The organism is Bradyrhizobium sp. UBA2491 (genome assembly GCF_002341725.1).
GTDB lineage: Bacteria > Pseudomonadota > Alphaproteobacteria > Rhizobiales > Xanthobacteraceae > Bradyrhizobium.
Genome location: NZ_DDOP01000100.1, coordinates 89,267 through 103,346, shown reverse-complemented (window position 1 = coordinate 103,346; position 14,080 = coordinate 89,267). Strand labels below are relative to the sequence as shown.

Annotated in this window: 15 protein-coding genes; 11 read left to right on the top strand and 4 right to left on the bottom strand. The window is 65.3% G+C overall.

Annotation, left to right across the window (positions count from 1 at the left end):
* From B2W55_RS32865 to B2W55_RS32845, 5 genes are all read left to right on the top strand, one after another.
* A partial coding sequence (locus B2W55_RS32865) for a TonB-dependent receptor (protein WP_349678889.1) occupies positions 1-2,222 on the top strand: 2,222 nt, incomplete at its 5' end.
* Positions 2,223-2,255: 33 nt separating this feature from the next.
* Positions 2,256-2,519, top strand: coding sequence for a hypothetical protein (locus tag B2W55_RS32860; RefSeq protein ID WP_244442173.1), 264 nt, complete (start codon positions 2,256-2,258; stop codon positions 2,517-2,519).
* A gap of 1 nt (position 2,520) precedes the next feature.
* Positions 2,521-4,068 (top strand): PepSY-associated TM helix domain-containing protein, encoded by a 1,548-nt coding sequence (locus tag B2W55_RS32855; protein WP_024580427.1) that lies wholly within the window; start codon positions 2,521-2,523, stop codon positions 4,066-4,068.
* Complete coding sequence (locus tag B2W55_RS32850) at positions 4,061-4,393, top strand: DUF3325 domain-containing protein (RefSeq protein WP_024580428.1); 333 nt, start codon at positions 4,061-4,063, stop codon at positions 4,391-4,393. The genes B2W55_RS32855 and B2W55_RS32850 overlap by 8 nt, the downstream gene beginning before the upstream one ends.
* Positions 4,394-4,621: 228 nt before the next feature.
* Positions 4,622-4,879 (top strand): hypothetical protein, encoded by a 258-nt coding sequence (locus tag B2W55_RS32845; protein WP_024580429.1) that lies wholly within the window; start codon positions 4,622-4,624, stop codon positions 4,877-4,879.
* 39 nt (positions 4,880-4,918) lie between these two features.
* On the opposite strand, the gene B2W55_RS32840 is transcribed toward B2W55_RS32845, so the two are convergent.
* Entirely contained in the window at positions 4,919-6,364 is a 1,446-nt protein-coding gene (locus B2W55_RS32840; RefSeq protein ID WP_024580430.1) for a helix-turn-helix domain-containing protein, read from the bottom strand.
* Between the two features lie 241 nt (positions 6,365-6,605).
* Here B2W55_RS32840 and B2W55_RS32835 point away from each other — a divergent pair, with 241 nt between their 5' ends.
* The 3 genes from B2W55_RS32835 (at position 6,606) to B2W55_RS32825 (ending at position 8,469) form a co-directional block, all read left to right on the top strand.
* Positions 6,606-6,815: a DUF4170 domain-containing protein gene (locus B2W55_RS32835; protein ID WP_016839740.1), complete on the top strand. Its 210-nt coding sequence runs from the start codon at positions 6,606-6,608 to the stop codon at positions 6,813-6,815.
* A gap of 212 nt (positions 6,816-7,027) precedes the next feature.
* Entirely contained in the window at positions 7,028-7,606 is a 579-nt protein-coding gene (locus B2W55_RS32830) for a hypothetical protein (RefSeq protein ID WP_024580431.1), read from the top strand.
* Positions 7,607-7,674: 68 nt separating this feature from the next.
* On the top strand, positions 7,675-8,469 hold the full coding sequence (locus tag B2W55_RS32825; protein ID WP_029878982.1) for a glycine-rich domain-containing protein: 795 nt from the start codon (positions 7,675-7,677) through the stop codon (positions 8,467-8,469).
* Here the strand turns inward: B2W55_RS32825 and B2W55_RS32820 are convergent.
* Positions 8,466-9,353, bottom strand: coding sequence for a metallophosphoesterase family protein (locus B2W55_RS32820; protein WP_024580433.1), 888 nt, complete (start codon positions 9,351-9,353; stop codon positions 8,466-8,468). The two genes, B2W55_RS32825 and B2W55_RS32820, sit on opposite strands and share 4 nt — an antisense overlap.
* Positions 9,354-9,500: 147 nt before the next feature.
* On the opposite strand from B2W55_RS32820, the gene B2W55_RS32815 reads away from it, so the two are divergent.
* The 3 genes from B2W55_RS32815 (at position 9,501) to B2W55_RS32805 (ending at position 10,971) form a co-directional block, all read left to right on the top strand.
* Positions 9,501-9,989 (top strand): NUDIX domain-containing protein, encoded by a 489-nt coding sequence (locus tag B2W55_RS32815; RefSeq protein WP_024580434.1) that lies wholly within the window; start codon positions 9,501-9,503, stop codon positions 9,987-9,989.
* A 39-nt stretch (positions 9,990-10,028) separates the two neighbouring features.
* Positions 10,029-10,541, top strand: coding sequence for a GNAT family N-acetyltransferase (locus B2W55_RS32810; protein ID WP_024580435.1), 513 nt, complete (start codon positions 10,029-10,031; stop codon positions 10,539-10,541).
* Positions 10,542-10,653: 112 nt separating this feature from the next.
* Complete coding sequence (locus B2W55_RS32805) at positions 10,654-10,971, top strand: EthD family reductase (protein WP_021076009.1); 318 nt, start codon at positions 10,654-10,656, stop codon at positions 10,969-10,971.
* 56 nt (positions 10,972-11,027) lie between these two features.
* On the opposite strand, the gene B2W55_RS32800 is transcribed toward B2W55_RS32805, so the two are convergent.
* On the bottom strand, positions 11,028-13,388 hold the full coding sequence (locus tag B2W55_RS32800; protein ID WP_024580436.1) for a TonB-dependent receptor: 2,361 nt from the start codon (positions 13,386-13,388) through the stop codon (positions 11,028-11,030).
* Positions 13,389-13,507: 119 nt separating this feature from the next.
* The gene (locus B2W55_RS32795) at positions 13,508-13,930 is read right to left on the bottom strand and encodes a DUF2946 family protein (RefSeq protein ID WP_024580437.1); all 423 of its coding nucleotides are present in this window, start codon (positions 13,928-13,930) and stop codon (positions 13,508-13,510) included.
* Positions 13,931-14,080: the final 150 nt, after the last annotated feature.

Sequence of the window (14,080 nt, the reverse complement as noted above, 5' to 3'; positions counted from 1 at the left end):
TTGATCAGCCGAAAGCCCCGACCGTGCGCCGCGCCGCGCCGACCCGGCGTGCGACGGCGCGCGCGCCGGTGCGCCGGCAGCAGGCGGCTGCGCCGCTACGGCAGACGGCGCCGGTTCGTTATCTGACGCCACCGACCGCAACGCTTGGCGCGCCGCCGTCGCCGTACGCCGGCGGCCAGGTCGCGAGCGGCGCAGGCCTCGGGCTGCTTGGGAATCGCAGCGTGATGGACACGCCGTTCAACCAGACGAGCTACACCGCCGAGCTGATCCAGAACCAGCAGGCGCGCACGATCCGCGACGTGCTGATCAACGACCCGTCGGTGCGGGTGATCCAGGCAGCCGGCGGCGGCGCCGACAGCCTGTTCATCCGCGGCTTCTACTACGACAGCGGTGACTACGGACTGAACGGCCTGTACGGAATCGCGCCATATTATTCGACCGGCGCCAATTTCGTCGAGCGCGTCGAAGTCCTCAAGGGCCCAAGCGCGCTGCTCAACGGCATGACTACCGGCGGTACCGGCGTATCGAGCGGCGGGGCGGTCGGTGGCAGCGTCAATCTGGTCACGAAGCACGCGCCCGACGTCGATATCACCCAGCTCACCACGACCTATGCCTCGAAGTCGCAGTTCGGCGAGACCATCGACGTCAGCAGGCGCTACGGCGAGAACAAGGAGTGGGGTGTTCGGCTGAACAGCACCTATTCGAACGGCAACACGCCGTGGAATCGCCAGACTGACGAGTTCGGTAACGCTGTGATCGGCATCGACTATCGCGGCGAGCGCGCGCGCCTGGCCGTCGATATCGGCTACCAGGCCGACAATCTCAACCCACCGCTGCGTTTCTTCACCGTCGGCTCCAGCATCATTCCGCCACCGCCCAAGCCGGGTAGCAATTTCCAGGTACCGTGGGCGTATTATGCGCCGACCGATTTCTTCTCGACGGTTCGCGGTGAGGTCGACGTCACCGACCAGGTGACCGCCTATGCGGCGTTCGGCTATCACGACAGCAACATCAACTATGCCTATCCGTCGCCGATCCTCAGCAACGCCGTGCCCGGCGCGCTGGCCTCGCCTCCCGGCGCCTTCCAGCTCGGTGGCCTGCGGTCGACGCCGTTCACCGGAAAGGAGACCTTCGAGACGCTGGCGGGCGAAGCCGGCGTCCGCGCCACGGTGGATACCGGGCCGGTCAATCACGCGGTCAACCTCAACTACGCGATCAATGACCGCACCTACACGCAGCGAGTCCGGATTCCCGGTAGTCAGATCTTCTGGAATCTGTACACCGAACCGACCAATATCCCGCTGCCGAACTTCACGACGCTCGCAGCCAACCAGTTGACCGGCGTCGACCTGTGGAGCGTCGGCGTGTCCGACACCATGTCGATCCTCGACAAGCGCGTCCAGCTCACGGTCGGCGTACGTCGCCAGACCGCCGGCAGCGAGGTCACGAACTATCTGACGCCGACGCTGAGCCGGCCAGAGACCGACACCTCGGTCTGGACCCCGGCCTACGCGCTGGTGGTGAAGCCGGTCGAGAACGTCTCGCTGTATGCCAACTACATCGAAGGGCTTCAGACGCCGGTCGTCGTAGGCGGCACCTTCGCCAATGCCGGAACGGTGTTTCCGCCGGCCCAGACCACGCAGGCCGAGGGCGGTGTCAAGGTCGATATGGGCCGGATCACCGCAACGATGGGTTACTTCGATATTTCGCAGCCGAGCATCATCACTGTTGGCTCCGGCTTGCTGGCGACGCAGCAACTCAACGGCCGCCAGCGCAACCGCGGTGTCGAGCTCAACGTGTTCGGCGAGCTCACGCCATCGTTCCGCTTGCTCGGCGGCGTAGCCATGATCGACGGCGTGCAGGAGAAGACCGCCGGCGGCATCAACGACGGCAAGAAGGCGGTCGGCGTGCCCGGCTTCAACGCCAATATCGGCGCCGAGTGGGACACCCCGTTCCTGCACGACCTGACGCTGACCGGGCGGGTGATCTACACGTCGTCGCAATATGTCGACGTAGCCAATCTCGTCACGCTGCCGGAATGGACGCGGGTCGATCTCGGCGCACGCTATACGTTCATCTCGCCCTGGAACGGCAAGCCGATCGTGGTCCGCGCCAATATCGAGAACCTGTTCAACAAAGCCTACTGGGCTTCCGCTTATAGCGGCGTGATCACGCTCGGCGCGCCGCGTACCTACCTCGTCTCCACCACCTTCAACTTCTGACGGGACATGAGCCGGGGCAGGTTGCAGACATCGTTGCGCGTCATCACTGTCGTGGTCGGCGGCTACGGCGCCACGTCCGTCATCGTCGCGCTGCTTGCGGTGGGGCTGCCGTTGTCGACTGGCCTGGCGCGCAGCGAGGCCGTGGTGCTGGCCTCGATGCTCGGCTTCCTGATCTATCTGGCGCTGCTGCTCTGGGGTTTCTCGGTGCAGAAACTGTCGCGGCTCGTGCTCGGACTTTCCGGGTTCGCGGCCGTGGCCCTCGCGCTGGTCGCACTGCTGCATCGTCACGGTGGATAGGATGGAGCCGACCTTCCGGCAATCGATGAACTGGCTGCACACGTGGGCGGGCGTGGTGGTTGGCGGGCTGTTGTTCGCGATCTTCTGGATGGGCACGCTGTCGGTATTCGACAAGGAGATCGACCGCTGGATGGCGCCGTCGACCCGGCTCGCAATGCCGTCCGGCACGCTGTCGCTCGACGCCCAGCGTTCGACCTATCGCGATGCCGTGGCCGACCGGGCCGCGACTTGGAACGTGTTCCTCCCCAACGATCGCCTGCCGGTGGCGCGCACCGCCTGGTTTGGCGCGCGGGGAATCCAGTCGCACTACCATGATCCCGCAGACGGGCATGAGCTTGGGGATCCCGGGACACTGGCGGCGAGCGGATTCTTGTATCCGTTCCACTACCATCTACATTTGCGCTTCATGAATCTCGGCCTGTGGCTGGTCGGCGCCGCCAGCATGGCGATGTTGGCGCTGTGCGTGTCCGGCGTCATCATCCATCGCCGAATTTTTGCAGACTTCTTCACCTTTCGGCCGGAACGAAGGCCACGACGCGCGATCCTCGATTTGCACAATATAGCCGGGGTGCTCGGACTGCCCTTTCATTTCGTCATCACGCTGTCTGGCCTCGTCATTTTCTACAATCTGTATTTCATGAGCGGCTGGGTTTCGGCGTATGGCGTGACCAATCTGCGCACGTTCAACCAGGGGGCCTTCAGTTCGTTCGCGCGGCCGAAGGCCAACAGGCCCGGCGAACTGGCATCGCTCGATGCCATGGCCGAGCAGGTGCGCCGGCTGTGGCCTGGTAGCGAACTGGCGTCGCTGACGGTCTTCAATCCCGGCGACGCCGCGGCCTATGTCCAGCTCAACGTTTCCAATGCCGATCGCATCACCAGCGCGGCAAGTACCGCGTTCTTCGACGGTGCCACTGGAAGGCTGCTGTTCCAGCGTTCCGAACTGGCGCCGGTCATGACGAGCTTTCGCTTTCTGTTCGGGCTCCACGTCATCCAGTTCCAGAATTGGGCGCTCCGCTGGATTTACTTTGTGCTGGGCGTTGCCGGCTGCGTACTGATCCTGACCGGATTTCTGTTCTGGCTGGAATCCCGGCGCAAGCGGCATGTGAGTCTCGGGCTGCACGGCGTTCGCGTCGTTGAGGCGCTCGCGGTCGGCGGCACGAGCGGCATCATCGCCGCGACCCTGGCTTTCTTCGTTGCCAATCGGGCGTTGCCGGCCAATCTGGCAGACAAGGCCGCGCTCGAGGTCTGGGTGTTCTATTTGGCCTGGCTCGCTACCTTTGTGCATGCCGGAGTGCGGCCCGGCGTGCGGGCCTGGCGCGAGCAGGCCGGTGCGATCGGTGTTCTCGCCATCGTCGCTGTGACGCTCAATGCCGTCACCACCGGCGATCATCTGCTCCGTAGCCTGACGCAACCTTATCTCTGGCCTGTCGCAGGAATGGACATCCTCCTGCTACTCTGCGCAGCAATCGCCGCTGTTACGGCATGGCGGCTACGCGCGGCGGCGCGCCTGACACCGCTTGCAGTGGAAGGGACGGCGGAGCATGCGTGAGGCGATGTTGCTCGTCGCGTTGCTTGCGGCCGCCTATTGCGGCTTTGCCGCGTTGGCGCTCGCTCAGCCGCGGCATTGGGGGCGGGCGATCGGTCAGGGTGCGCCATCACGGCGGCAGGTCTGGCGGCTTCGCGTCGGCGGTTACGGGCTGCTGGCACTCGGCCTTGCTCTCGCGCTGCTGCGCGATGGCGCAGGTTTCGGCACTGTGCTGTGGGCGACCACGATCAGCGTTGCGGCGATCGCCGTTACGCTCACCCTGGCTTGGCGGCCGCGATGGGCCCGCGCGATCGCCGCGCCGTTTGGCCTGCCGGGCGCGGCCCCCTAGCGTTGATTTGCCGATGACGCAAGCCTCTTCGTGAAGAGTATGGTCTCTGCCTGCGCAGGGACGACGGCGAGTAGCTGGCGCTATGGCCACACAGCTCCTTCGGTGTCATCACCCGCAAGGCTTTCGCGGGTGATGACACCGAACTTGGCGGCTACCGGACGGACTGCTTCGCATCGCTCGCAATGATCGGTAGGATGACAGCCGCTCGCAAATGGAGACACAACTCCAATGGCCAAACAACAAGCCGGGCGCTCGCGGCGCGCCTTCATCGGTGTCGCGATCGCAGGACTTCCCGCCGCACTTCTGCTGCGAACTGCGGCAGCTTCCGACAAGATGACAAAGCCGCAGGCCGAATATCAGGGCGCGCCGAACGGCATCTACTCCTGCGGCCTGTGCACGCTGTTCGTCGCGCCCGATGGCTGCAAGGTGGTCGAGGGGACGATCAGCAAGGACGGCTGGTGCAAGGCCTTTGCCGCGGTCGATTGACGCATAGCCCTTCTCCTCCAGGGGAGAATTGAGACGAGCCTACAATTCCCGCGCATTCGAGAATGCGAACGACGACACCCGACGCGTGGTCTCGTCCAGGATCAAGGTGCGCGTGATCGGCGGCTCGGCGCGCTGGCTGCAATTCTCGCGCTCGCAGAGCCGGCAGTTGACGCCGATCGGGGTGCCTTCGGTCTTTTCCAGGTCGATACCGGTCGCATAGACGAGCTTTGCCGCATGACGGATCTCGCAGCCGAGCCCGATCGCAAAGCGTGGCTGCGGCTGCGGGTAGGGCGCCACCGGCCGCCGCACGGTCTGCGCGATCGAGAAGTAGCGCGTGCCGTCGGGCAGCTCGATCACCTGGCTAAGCAGGCGGTCGGGCACGTCGAAGGTCGAATGCACGTTCCAGAGCGGGCAGGTGCCGCCGAACTTGGAGAACGGGAAGGTACCCGAGGAGAACCGTTTCGACACGTTGCCGGCGGTGTCGACCCGCAGCAGGAAGAACGGCACGCCGCGCGCGTTCGGCCGTTGCAGCGTGGTGAGGCGGTGGCAGACCTGCTCGAAGCCGGCGTTGAAGCGCTGCGCCAGCACGTGGACGTCATAGCTGAGCGCTTCGGCCGCGGAATGAAATGTCGGATAGGGCATCATCGCGGCGGCCGCGAAGTAGTTGGCGAGCGTGATGCGGTAGAGCCTGCGCGCGGTGTCGTCGAGTGCGCCGGCGCGGCTGACGATGGCGTCGATCGCGGCGCCGCATTCGACGAAGCCGATCTGGAGCGCGAGCTGGAAGTTGCGGCCGGAGCTGTCGACCAGTTCGGAGATCAGGAGCTGCCGGCGGTGCCGGTCGAAACGGCGCAGCGTCTCGCGCATCACGTCGACCGGCATCACGCGGCAGACGATCGAATGCTTTTCGCGCAAACGCGCGGCGAGCGCCGTGAACAGGCCCTCGGTCGGCACGTTGAGCTCGTCGCGCAGATTTTCCGCTGCGGTCTCGAGCTCCGGAAAATAGTTGCGGTTGGCCTCGATCAGGTCACGCACCCGCTCGATCGGGTTGGCGTCGAATTGCGAGCCCTCGCGGCGGTCGGCCATCTGCGCCGCCACCAGCGTCTCGCCGCGGCGCGCCTCGGTGTATGCGGCATAGAGCCGTTGCAGCGCATGGGTCACGCCCGGGCAGAGCTCGGCGAGGTCGCGCAGCTCCTGCTTCGGCAGGTCGATCTGGCGGAACAGTGGATCGGAGAAGATCTCGTTAAGTTCCGCGAAAAAGCGGTCCTCGTCGGCAGTGGCGAGGTCGCGCAGGTCGAGGTCGTAGGTCTCGGCCAGCCGCAGCAGGATCTGCGCCGTCACCGGGCGCTGGTTGCGCTCGATCAGGTTGATGTAGGAGGGCGAGATGCCGAGCCCCTCGGCGATCTGGGTCTGCGACAGCCCCAATTGCTGGCGGATCCGCCGGAACCGCGGCCCGACGAACAGCTTCTTTCCGGACTCGCCGGGCATGGCAGTCTTCCTGACCTATTTTGTGACAAAATTTACAAATCGACATTTATTACAAGTTCAGATGTTACATGACATCACCAATAAGAAACAAGCTATCTATACGAACTTCGCCTTTTCGCGTTTATCTCCTGACACGCGCTTCGCGATGCTCTGTCAAGAATGTCGCTCCGGCGAACAGGCGGCGAGGATCAGGTTTCAGGCGGCCGAGCAGAGGCGGCCCGAATTTTAGAGGAGACTGACGATGAGCAAGGGCAGCAATTTCTGGGTGATCGGCGGCGAGTTCGGCTCGATGAACTTCCACAAGCTCGTCGAAGGCTCGGCTCAGGTCCGCGGTCCGTTCAAGACCCGCAAGGAAGCCGAAGAGTGCTGGAAGGAAGTCTCCGAGGAGAGCCGCCACAAGGCCGGCGTGCGCTTCTCCATCGTTGAGGAGCCGTCGCGGGTTTCGGCGTAACCGCCAAAATCATCAGAGCTAAGAAGACGTCCAAGGACGGCGGCCCCATCCGGTTCATCCGGGTGGGGTCGACCGTTTCCGGGACCCGGCCCGGGGCATTTGATCTGGGGATAAGTGGCGGCCTAAGTGCTTGGGAACCAACGCCCTTTGCGGGCGTCATGGTTGCTGATAGGTTAACGTCCCGGAAACCCGTCAGTGCGAGACCGCAAGGCATGTCCGATCCGCAGAATACCGGCAGCGAGGCGCGCGATATGCGGCCGACGCTGCGTGAGGCGCTGCGGCGGGCCCGGATCGAGGCCGCCGACCGCACCGGCGTGGTGGTCGAGTTGCGCGATGCCGAGGTGGCGCGGCTCGAGATCCTCAACGAGGCGCTCGATCCCCTGTTCGCGCAGGTGCCCGACAAGGTCGACCTGTTCGACCGCGGCATCAGCCAGGGCGAGACCCCGCGGCTATGGATCGACGTCGTCGCCCATGTGCTGATGGGGCGCGACAAGCGCATCTACCGCTTCGTGCAGGACACCAGGTTCGGCCGCATCGTGCTCGCCGAATCGCACGACGTGCCGGTCATCGTCGACGCCGTCACTGACTATGTCGCACGCCGCATGATCGAGCGCGAGCACGCGATGGTGGCGACGCCGCTTCCGGTCGCCGAAGCGCCGGCGGCGCCGCCGCCCGCACCCGCGGTCGTGCCGAAGCGCCGCGGCGGGATCGGCATGTTCGTGTTCGGCTTCGTCGTCGGCGCGCTGGCGCTGTTCGGCCTCGCGTTGCTCACGAGTTGGCAGAATTTCTGAAGCATGATCCGGAAAAGTGCGAAGTGGTTTTCCGAGAAGATCATGCTCAGATACCGGCCGGGGGCATCGTGGTCATAACGCCCGCCTCGGCGTTCTTCGGCATCCTGGCGACGGCCGCGGTGGTCGGGAGTGCCGTGCTGTTCAGCAAATGGCAGGCGCTGCGGCGCGCCGAATACATCCGCACCTTCGCTCTCCCGCGCGGCCTGCTGGCCCGGCTCGAGAAGCGCCATCCCGGCTTCACCCGCAAGGACAGCGCGCTGGTCTCGCGCGGCCTGCGGCAGTTCTTCCTCGCCTATCTGATGAGCGGCAAGCGCTACGTTGCGATGCCGTCGCAGGCTGCCGACGACCTCTGGCACGAGTTCATTCTCTACACCCGCGAATACGATGCGTTCTGCCGCCGCGCCTTCGGCGGCTTCCTGCATCACACGCCCGCGGTCGTGCTGGTGAAGGAGCGACGGCAGAGCAATGAGGGCTTGCGGCGGGTCTGGTGGTACTGCTGCAAATACGAGAACATCGATCCGGTCAGGCCGACGCGGCTGCCGCTGCTGTTCGCGCTCGACGCCAAGCTGAACATCGCGGGCGGCTTCATCTATCACACCGATTGCGAGGCGCTGCGCCGCAGCGGCATTGGCGGCAGCAGTCCGTATTGCGGCGGTGATTTCTCGGATTCATCGATCGACGGCTCGTCGGCGGGTTTTGGCGATGCCGGCAGCGACGGTAGCCACGGCGGGGATGCCGGCGGCCATGGTGGCGACGGCGGTGGTCACGGTGGCGATGGTGGGGGCGGCGGTGATGGTGGAGGCGGTGGCGACGGCGGAGGCGGCTGCGGCGGTGGTTGTGGTGGCGGCGGCGGAGGCGATTAGGACAGCCGCACCTGCTTGAGCTCGCGAATGCCGTCGTGATCGCCGAGGCCGCGCACGGTCTGCTCGCAGCGCCAGGTATTGCCGTCCCGCTCGATCGAGAACAGATTGTAGGCCGCCGCCGGATAGTGCTTGCGCGCCAGCGCCGATGCCGACGGCACGCCGATCGCGGGAATCTTCCGCTCGGGGCCGTCGAACCACATCGTCGAATGGATGTGGTCATGGCCATGCAGCACCAACTCGACGCCGTGCCGCTTCAGCAGCGCCAGCAACTGGTGCGAATCGGTCAGCCGCTTGGCGCGGCCGTCGGAGTGCAGCGGATGATGCACCAGGAGGACACGGAAGGCATCCTCCCGCGACAGCTGCGCAAGGATCGCATCCAGTGCATCGAGCTGGGCATGGCCGAGCCAGCCGGTCGCCATCAGCGGCGGCGTCGGCACCGCCGAGGAGACGCCGATCAGCGCCACCGGGCCACGCCGACGCACGAACGGAAAATGCGTGGCGCCGTCGGCGTCGCCGCGCAGATAGTCGCCGAACATGCCGACGAAGCGGTGCCGGGTCGCGCGCACATAGGCGTCGTGATTGCCGGGAACCACGGTCACATCGGCGGGCGCGCCGACGCCCTCCAGCCATTGCCGGGCCGGATTGAACTCGGCGTCGAGCGCCAGGTTGACGAGGTCGCCGGTGACGGCGATATGGTCCGGCTGCTGCGCCTGCATGTCCGATACCAGCGCGTCGAGCACGTCGCGGCGGTGATATTTGTGACGGTTGCGCGTCCAGTTCAGATAACCCAGCGCGCGTTTGCCGGCGAGATCGCGCAGCCGCGCCGCCGGCAGCGGCGGCAGATGCGGATCCGACAGATGCGCGAGCCGGAATGCTGCCGCCATCATGCGATTCCCTTAAGGATTGTCCGTGAAAACTGGCCGGCAATCGGTCATGTCGTGCTATCCCGAACGTCCTGCCCTGTATTGGCAAGAGCTGCGCGGGTGCGCAAGGATCAAAGCAAGGATCAAACACCGGATGGCGAGGACTCAGTGACGATCCTTGACGATCTACGCAAGCGCTGCGAGCCGCAGATCAGGTGGGTGTTTCATTTCTACTGGCGGCTGGTCCGCAGCATGACGCTCGGGGTCCGCGCCGTCGTGCTCGACGCCGACAACAAGGTGTTCCTGGTCAAGCACAGCTACGTCCAGGGCTGGTATCTGCCCGGCGGCGGGGTCGAGGTTGGTGAAAGTTTCATCGAAGCGCTGCGGCGCGAGCTCGAGGAGGAGGGGCGGATCGAGCTCGTTGGCACGCCGGCGCTGCATGGCATCTTCTACAACAGCCACGTCTCGCCGCGCGATCATGTCGCTGTTTATGTCGTCAGAAACTACCGGCAGGACCGGTTGCCGGAGCCGAATCGCGAGATCGTGGCGTGCGGCTTCTTCGATCCGGCTGAGTTGCCCCATGACACCACTCCCGGGACGCGGCTGCGGATATCGGAGGTGCTCGACGGCAAGCCGCCGACCGCCACATGGCGGTGATGGACCGCGCCCGCGCCAGATGCTATCCCCCGCCCCACGATGACCGAACTGACCCTGACCATCCTGCCCGAGACCCCGAAAGACGCCCAGGCGATCGAACGCCTGCACGAGCGTACCTTCGGGCCCGGCCGCTTCGCGCTCAGTGCCTACCGGCTGCGCGAGCATGTCGATCATCTGCTCGATGTCTCCTTCACGGCGCGGATCGGCACGCTGCTGGTCGGTTCGGTGCGGCAGCTGCCGGTGTGCATCGGCGAGACGCCGGCTTTGATGCTCGGGCCGTTGACCGTCGAGCCGCCGTTCCGCAGCCGCGGCGTCGGTCGTGCGCTGCTCGAGCGCGCGATCAATGATGCCCGCGCCAAGGACCATCGGATCATCGTGCTGGTCGGCGACGAGCCGTACTATTCTCGCGTTGGCTTCAAGCCGGTGCCGAAGGGACGGATGACGATGCCCGGACCTGTCGACTACAGTCGCCTGCTTGTCATGGAACTGGTCGACGGCGCATCCGAGGGCGTGTCCGGCCCGATCCAGCCGGACTGGAGCAAGGCGATCTGACATTCCCGCGAGCGCTGCCGGAACGGTTGCGCGCTCTTGGAAACTGAAGCACAGTTGAGGCAAGCGCCGGGGCAGACCGGCGCATGTCATATCAACAGGGAGAGTGCGCGCCATGATCAAGGTCAGTGTGATGTATCCGAACAACCCCGGCGCACGCTTTGATCACGACTATTACCGCGACAAGCACATGCCGCTGGTGAAGGCGCGGCTGGGCGACGCTTGCAAATACTACACCGTCGACAAGGGGCTCGCCGGCGGCGCCCCTGGAACGCCCGCCACCTATGTCGGCATGTGCCACATCTTCTGCGACTCGGTCGAAGCCTTCGGGGCCGCCATGGGCAAGCACGCCCAGGAGATCATGGGCGACATCCCGAATTACACCGATCTGCAACCGGTGATTCAGATCAGCGAAGTCGTCGTCGGGCATTGAAGCCGGACGTTGGATTGTGATCCCTCTGCCGCATGCGGCAGAGGGATAGGGTCGTCTCAGAACTTCAAGTTCGCAAAGGCCCGTACGCCGAGGCCCGGCATCAGTACCTCGTCCTTGGTGTAGGAGACGGAGCTGCGGATGTTCTGGTTGAGCAGATTGTTGCCGACCAGGCCAAGCGTCATCTCGCGCGCGCCGATCCAAGACTGACTGAGCTTGGCGTTGTAGGTGATCTCCGCGTTGAGGAGATTGTAGCCTGCGGTCGGGGTCTCGCCGATGTCGGCGATATTGCTCTGCGCGAAAGCGTGCACCAGGTTGACCCGGGTGAACCAGTTGCTGTCGCGCCAGTAGACGCCGCCGCCGAGCCGCACCGGCGGAATTCGCGGCACGTTGCTGCCGTCGGTGAAGGTGGCGCGCACCACGTCGAACTGGTTCTCGATGCCCCAGATGCCGCCATTGAACGCGCCGATATCGAACTGGCTCTGGAATTCGGCGCCACGGAAGATCGCATCACGCTGCGAATAGACCGCCTGACGTCCCTCGTTGTTGGGATCGCCATTGCCGCAGGAGTCGAAGTCCTCGCCGCACATCACCCCGGTCAGGCGACGATAGATGAAGTTGCTGAAGCGGGTGTAGTAGGCGGTGGCCTCGAACCGGAACGGGCCAGTCGCCTTGCGCAGGCCGATCTCGACCGATTTCGCGGTCTCGATGGTCAGGTTCGGATTGCCGATGTCGAAGGTCGCGGTCGCATCGTGCGCACCGCGTGAGAACAGCTCGGCGGGCTTCGGCGCGCGCTCGACATACTGCGCGGTGACGCTGCCGACGAGATCGCCGGGCAAGTTCTGGATCAGCCCGATGCTGCCGCTGACCGGCGTGTAGGACGGGTTGCGTGTGATCGAGCTTTGCGCCGCGCCGTCGGGCAGGAAGTCGGCCGGGAAATCCGGCGTCGCGCCGTGTAGTTCGATATGCTCGATGCGGCCGGCGACCTGCGCCTTGGTCTGGTCCGTGAACTTGAACTCGTTGAACACGTAACCCGCGACGCGGTTGTTGTTGTTCGGGCTCCACAGGCCGTTGAACAGCGCGCCGGGATCGTCCGGGCTCGGCGCGGTCAGCTCCTGGTGCCCGGCTTGCAGGCCGAACGCCGTGGTCACGGTGGCGAACCGCGCGTTGAACGGCATCATCTGCACTTCGAGGCGGGCTTCCTGCTCCTTGTTGGTGAAGGTCTGGCGCACGCCGTCGCTGAACAGGTTGGCCGGATCGGCGAGGCCGAGTTCGTTGTGGCGGTAGTCGGTCGCGCCGACCCAGAACCGCACGGCGTCGATCGCGGCCGTGTCGGGCCGGTACTCACCCTTGACCGCGATCTTGGTCTGGTGCGCGTCGATCCGGGTGCGGTGATCGGAGCCGTCGATGCCGGGGATATGGTACAGCGAGTCGTTCTGGGTGATCGCCGCGCCGATATAGCCGCCCTGGAAGAAATACGACGCGCCGACCGAGGCGCCGTCCGACTGCGTCGCGGAGTTCGGCTGGCGGCCGTTCACCGATCGGGTTTGGTCGAACAGATAGGGATAGCTCGGGATGCTGTAGTCGCTGGTGGTGCGACCATAGACGTCGGCATGAACGGCGACATTGTTGCCGCCGGCGTCGAGCAGCATGCCGCCCTCGACGCCGCGATTGACCGAGCTCACCGACGTGCGGGTCTCGACATTGAGGCAACCGGGACCGCCGGCATCGGCCAGCGGTGCCTTTACCGGCAGCCCATAGCTCTGGAACGGCGTTGCCGCGCAGGTCGGCATCGCGTCGGGAATGCGGTTGTTGGTGGCGCTGACCACGCCGCCGATCGAGGTCGAGCCGTAGCGCAGCGCAGCGGGTCCCCGCACCACCTCGATCTGATTGGTCGAGAATGGATCGATCGGTACGAAATGATCTTCGCCGAGATCGGATACGCCGCCGCCGCCGAGACCGTTCTCGACGATGCCGACGCGGTTGACGTCGAGACCGCGGATGATCGGCCGGCTCGATGCGCCGGGCGCGAAGCTCGAGCCGGTGATGCCGGGCTTCGAGAACAGCAGGTCGCCGAGCGTGGCGCCGCCGGCGCGCCGCAGTTCCTCGTTGGGCACCACGGTGACGGTCGCGAATTGGTCGGTGACGACGGGCAGCACACCCTGCTGCGGCGCCGCTGCCGCGGGTGCCGGTTGCACCGCTGCGGCGCGTTCGCTGTTGCGGCTCGGAGCGGCCCGGACCGCGCGGGTCGGCGTGCGTGTTGGCACGATCCGATGCCGCTGGATCGGGCTTGGCGCCGTCACCGTGACGTCAGGGAGTTGCGTCGGCGTGTCGTCGGCCAGCGCGCCGCCATGCATTGCGCCAAGCAATAGCCAGCTCACGCCCCCGATGTGGAGTGCTCGTTTCTTCTGAAGTGTCATTGTCCCGATCCAGGTCCGTCGACATGACGGATCGATTCCGATGTGCCCCGCTGCAACGGGTCGCGTATGCGACGCGACACTCGTCAGTCAGCTCAGGGCGTGCAGCAATCAGTTGGACGTCAGGACAGCGGCGGTGCGCGGGAATGGAAGGCCGCGGGCGCCGATTTCAGATGGAGGAATTCGGCGCTGGTGGTGCGAAACAGGAGCTCGACGGCTTCGGGGAGCAGCAGGACCGGCGGTGCCGTGAACAGTATGCTGCTCGCGAGCGAGACGACGGCGCAGATCGCGCAATGGTCGGCCGGATGCCGTTCGCGGTCCTGTTCGGTGGGCGGCTGTGTCCCGGTGACCTGGACTGCGAGGTCCGGCGTCGCCGAAGTCCCGATATAGGCGAGATCGGTCAGCGTCAGGCCGTTCTGGATCGCGGGGGCTGCTTGCGCAGCCGCGATCGGATGGAAATGCCCGAACGACAGCACGAACTGGACGGCGAGCGCGAACAGCGCCAGCCGCGAGCCAGTCCTGATGCGTCTCAGGAACCATTTCATGCCGATTGAGCCCCATCGATCGGGACGGCGCTCATCACCCCAGCGGCCCGATGTTACATTATAACATCGGAGGCAGGCCGCGATGTCAACGGTGGTTCAGACACACTGTATCGATCCGTTGCTGGTGTGTGATTGCAGCAACGGCCGTGG

Coding starts and splice junctions, on each gene's coding strand:
- B2W55_RS32855 (WP_024580427.1), top strand. CDS start 2,521: ATGGAGCCGACCTTCCGGCAATCGATGAACTGGCTGCACACGTGGGCG.
- B2W55_RS32850 (WP_024580428.1), top strand. CDS start 4,061: ATGCGTGAGGCGATGTTGCTCGTCGCGTTGCTTGCGGCCGCCTATTGC.
- B2W55_RS32845 (WP_024580429.1), top strand. CDS start 4,622: ATGGCCAAACAACAAGCCGGGCGCTCGCGGCGCGCCTTCATCGGTGTC.
- B2W55_RS32840 (WP_024580430.1), bottom strand. CDS start 6,364: ATGCCCGGCGAGTCCGGAAAGAAGCTGTTCGTCGGGCCGCGGTTCCGG.
- B2W55_RS32835 (WP_016839740.1), top strand. CDS start 6,606: ATGAGCAAGGGCAGCAATTTCTGGGTGATCGGCGGCGAGTTCGGCTCG.
- B2W55_RS32830 (WP_024580431.1), top strand. CDS start 7,028: ATGTCCGATCCGCAGAATACCGGCAGCGAGGCGCGCGATATGCGGCCG.
- B2W55_RS32820 (WP_024580433.1), bottom strand. CDS start 9,353: ATGGCGGCAGCATTCCGGCTCGCGCATCTGTCGGATCCGCATCTGCCG.
- B2W55_RS32810 (WP_024580435.1), top strand. CDS start 10,029: ATGACCGAACTGACCCTGACCATCCTGCCCGAGACCCCGAAAGACGCC.
- B2W55_RS32805 (WP_021076009.1), top strand. CDS start 10,654: ATGATCAAGGTCAGTGTGATGTATCCGAACAACCCCGGCGCACGCTTT.
- B2W55_RS32800 (WP_024580436.1), bottom strand. CDS start 13,388: ATGACACTTCAGAAGAAACGAGCACTCCACATCGGGGGCGTGAGCTGG.
- B2W55_RS32795 (WP_024580437.1), bottom strand. CDS start 13,930: ATGAAATGGTTCCTGAGACGCATCAGGACTGGCTCGCGGCTGGCGCTG.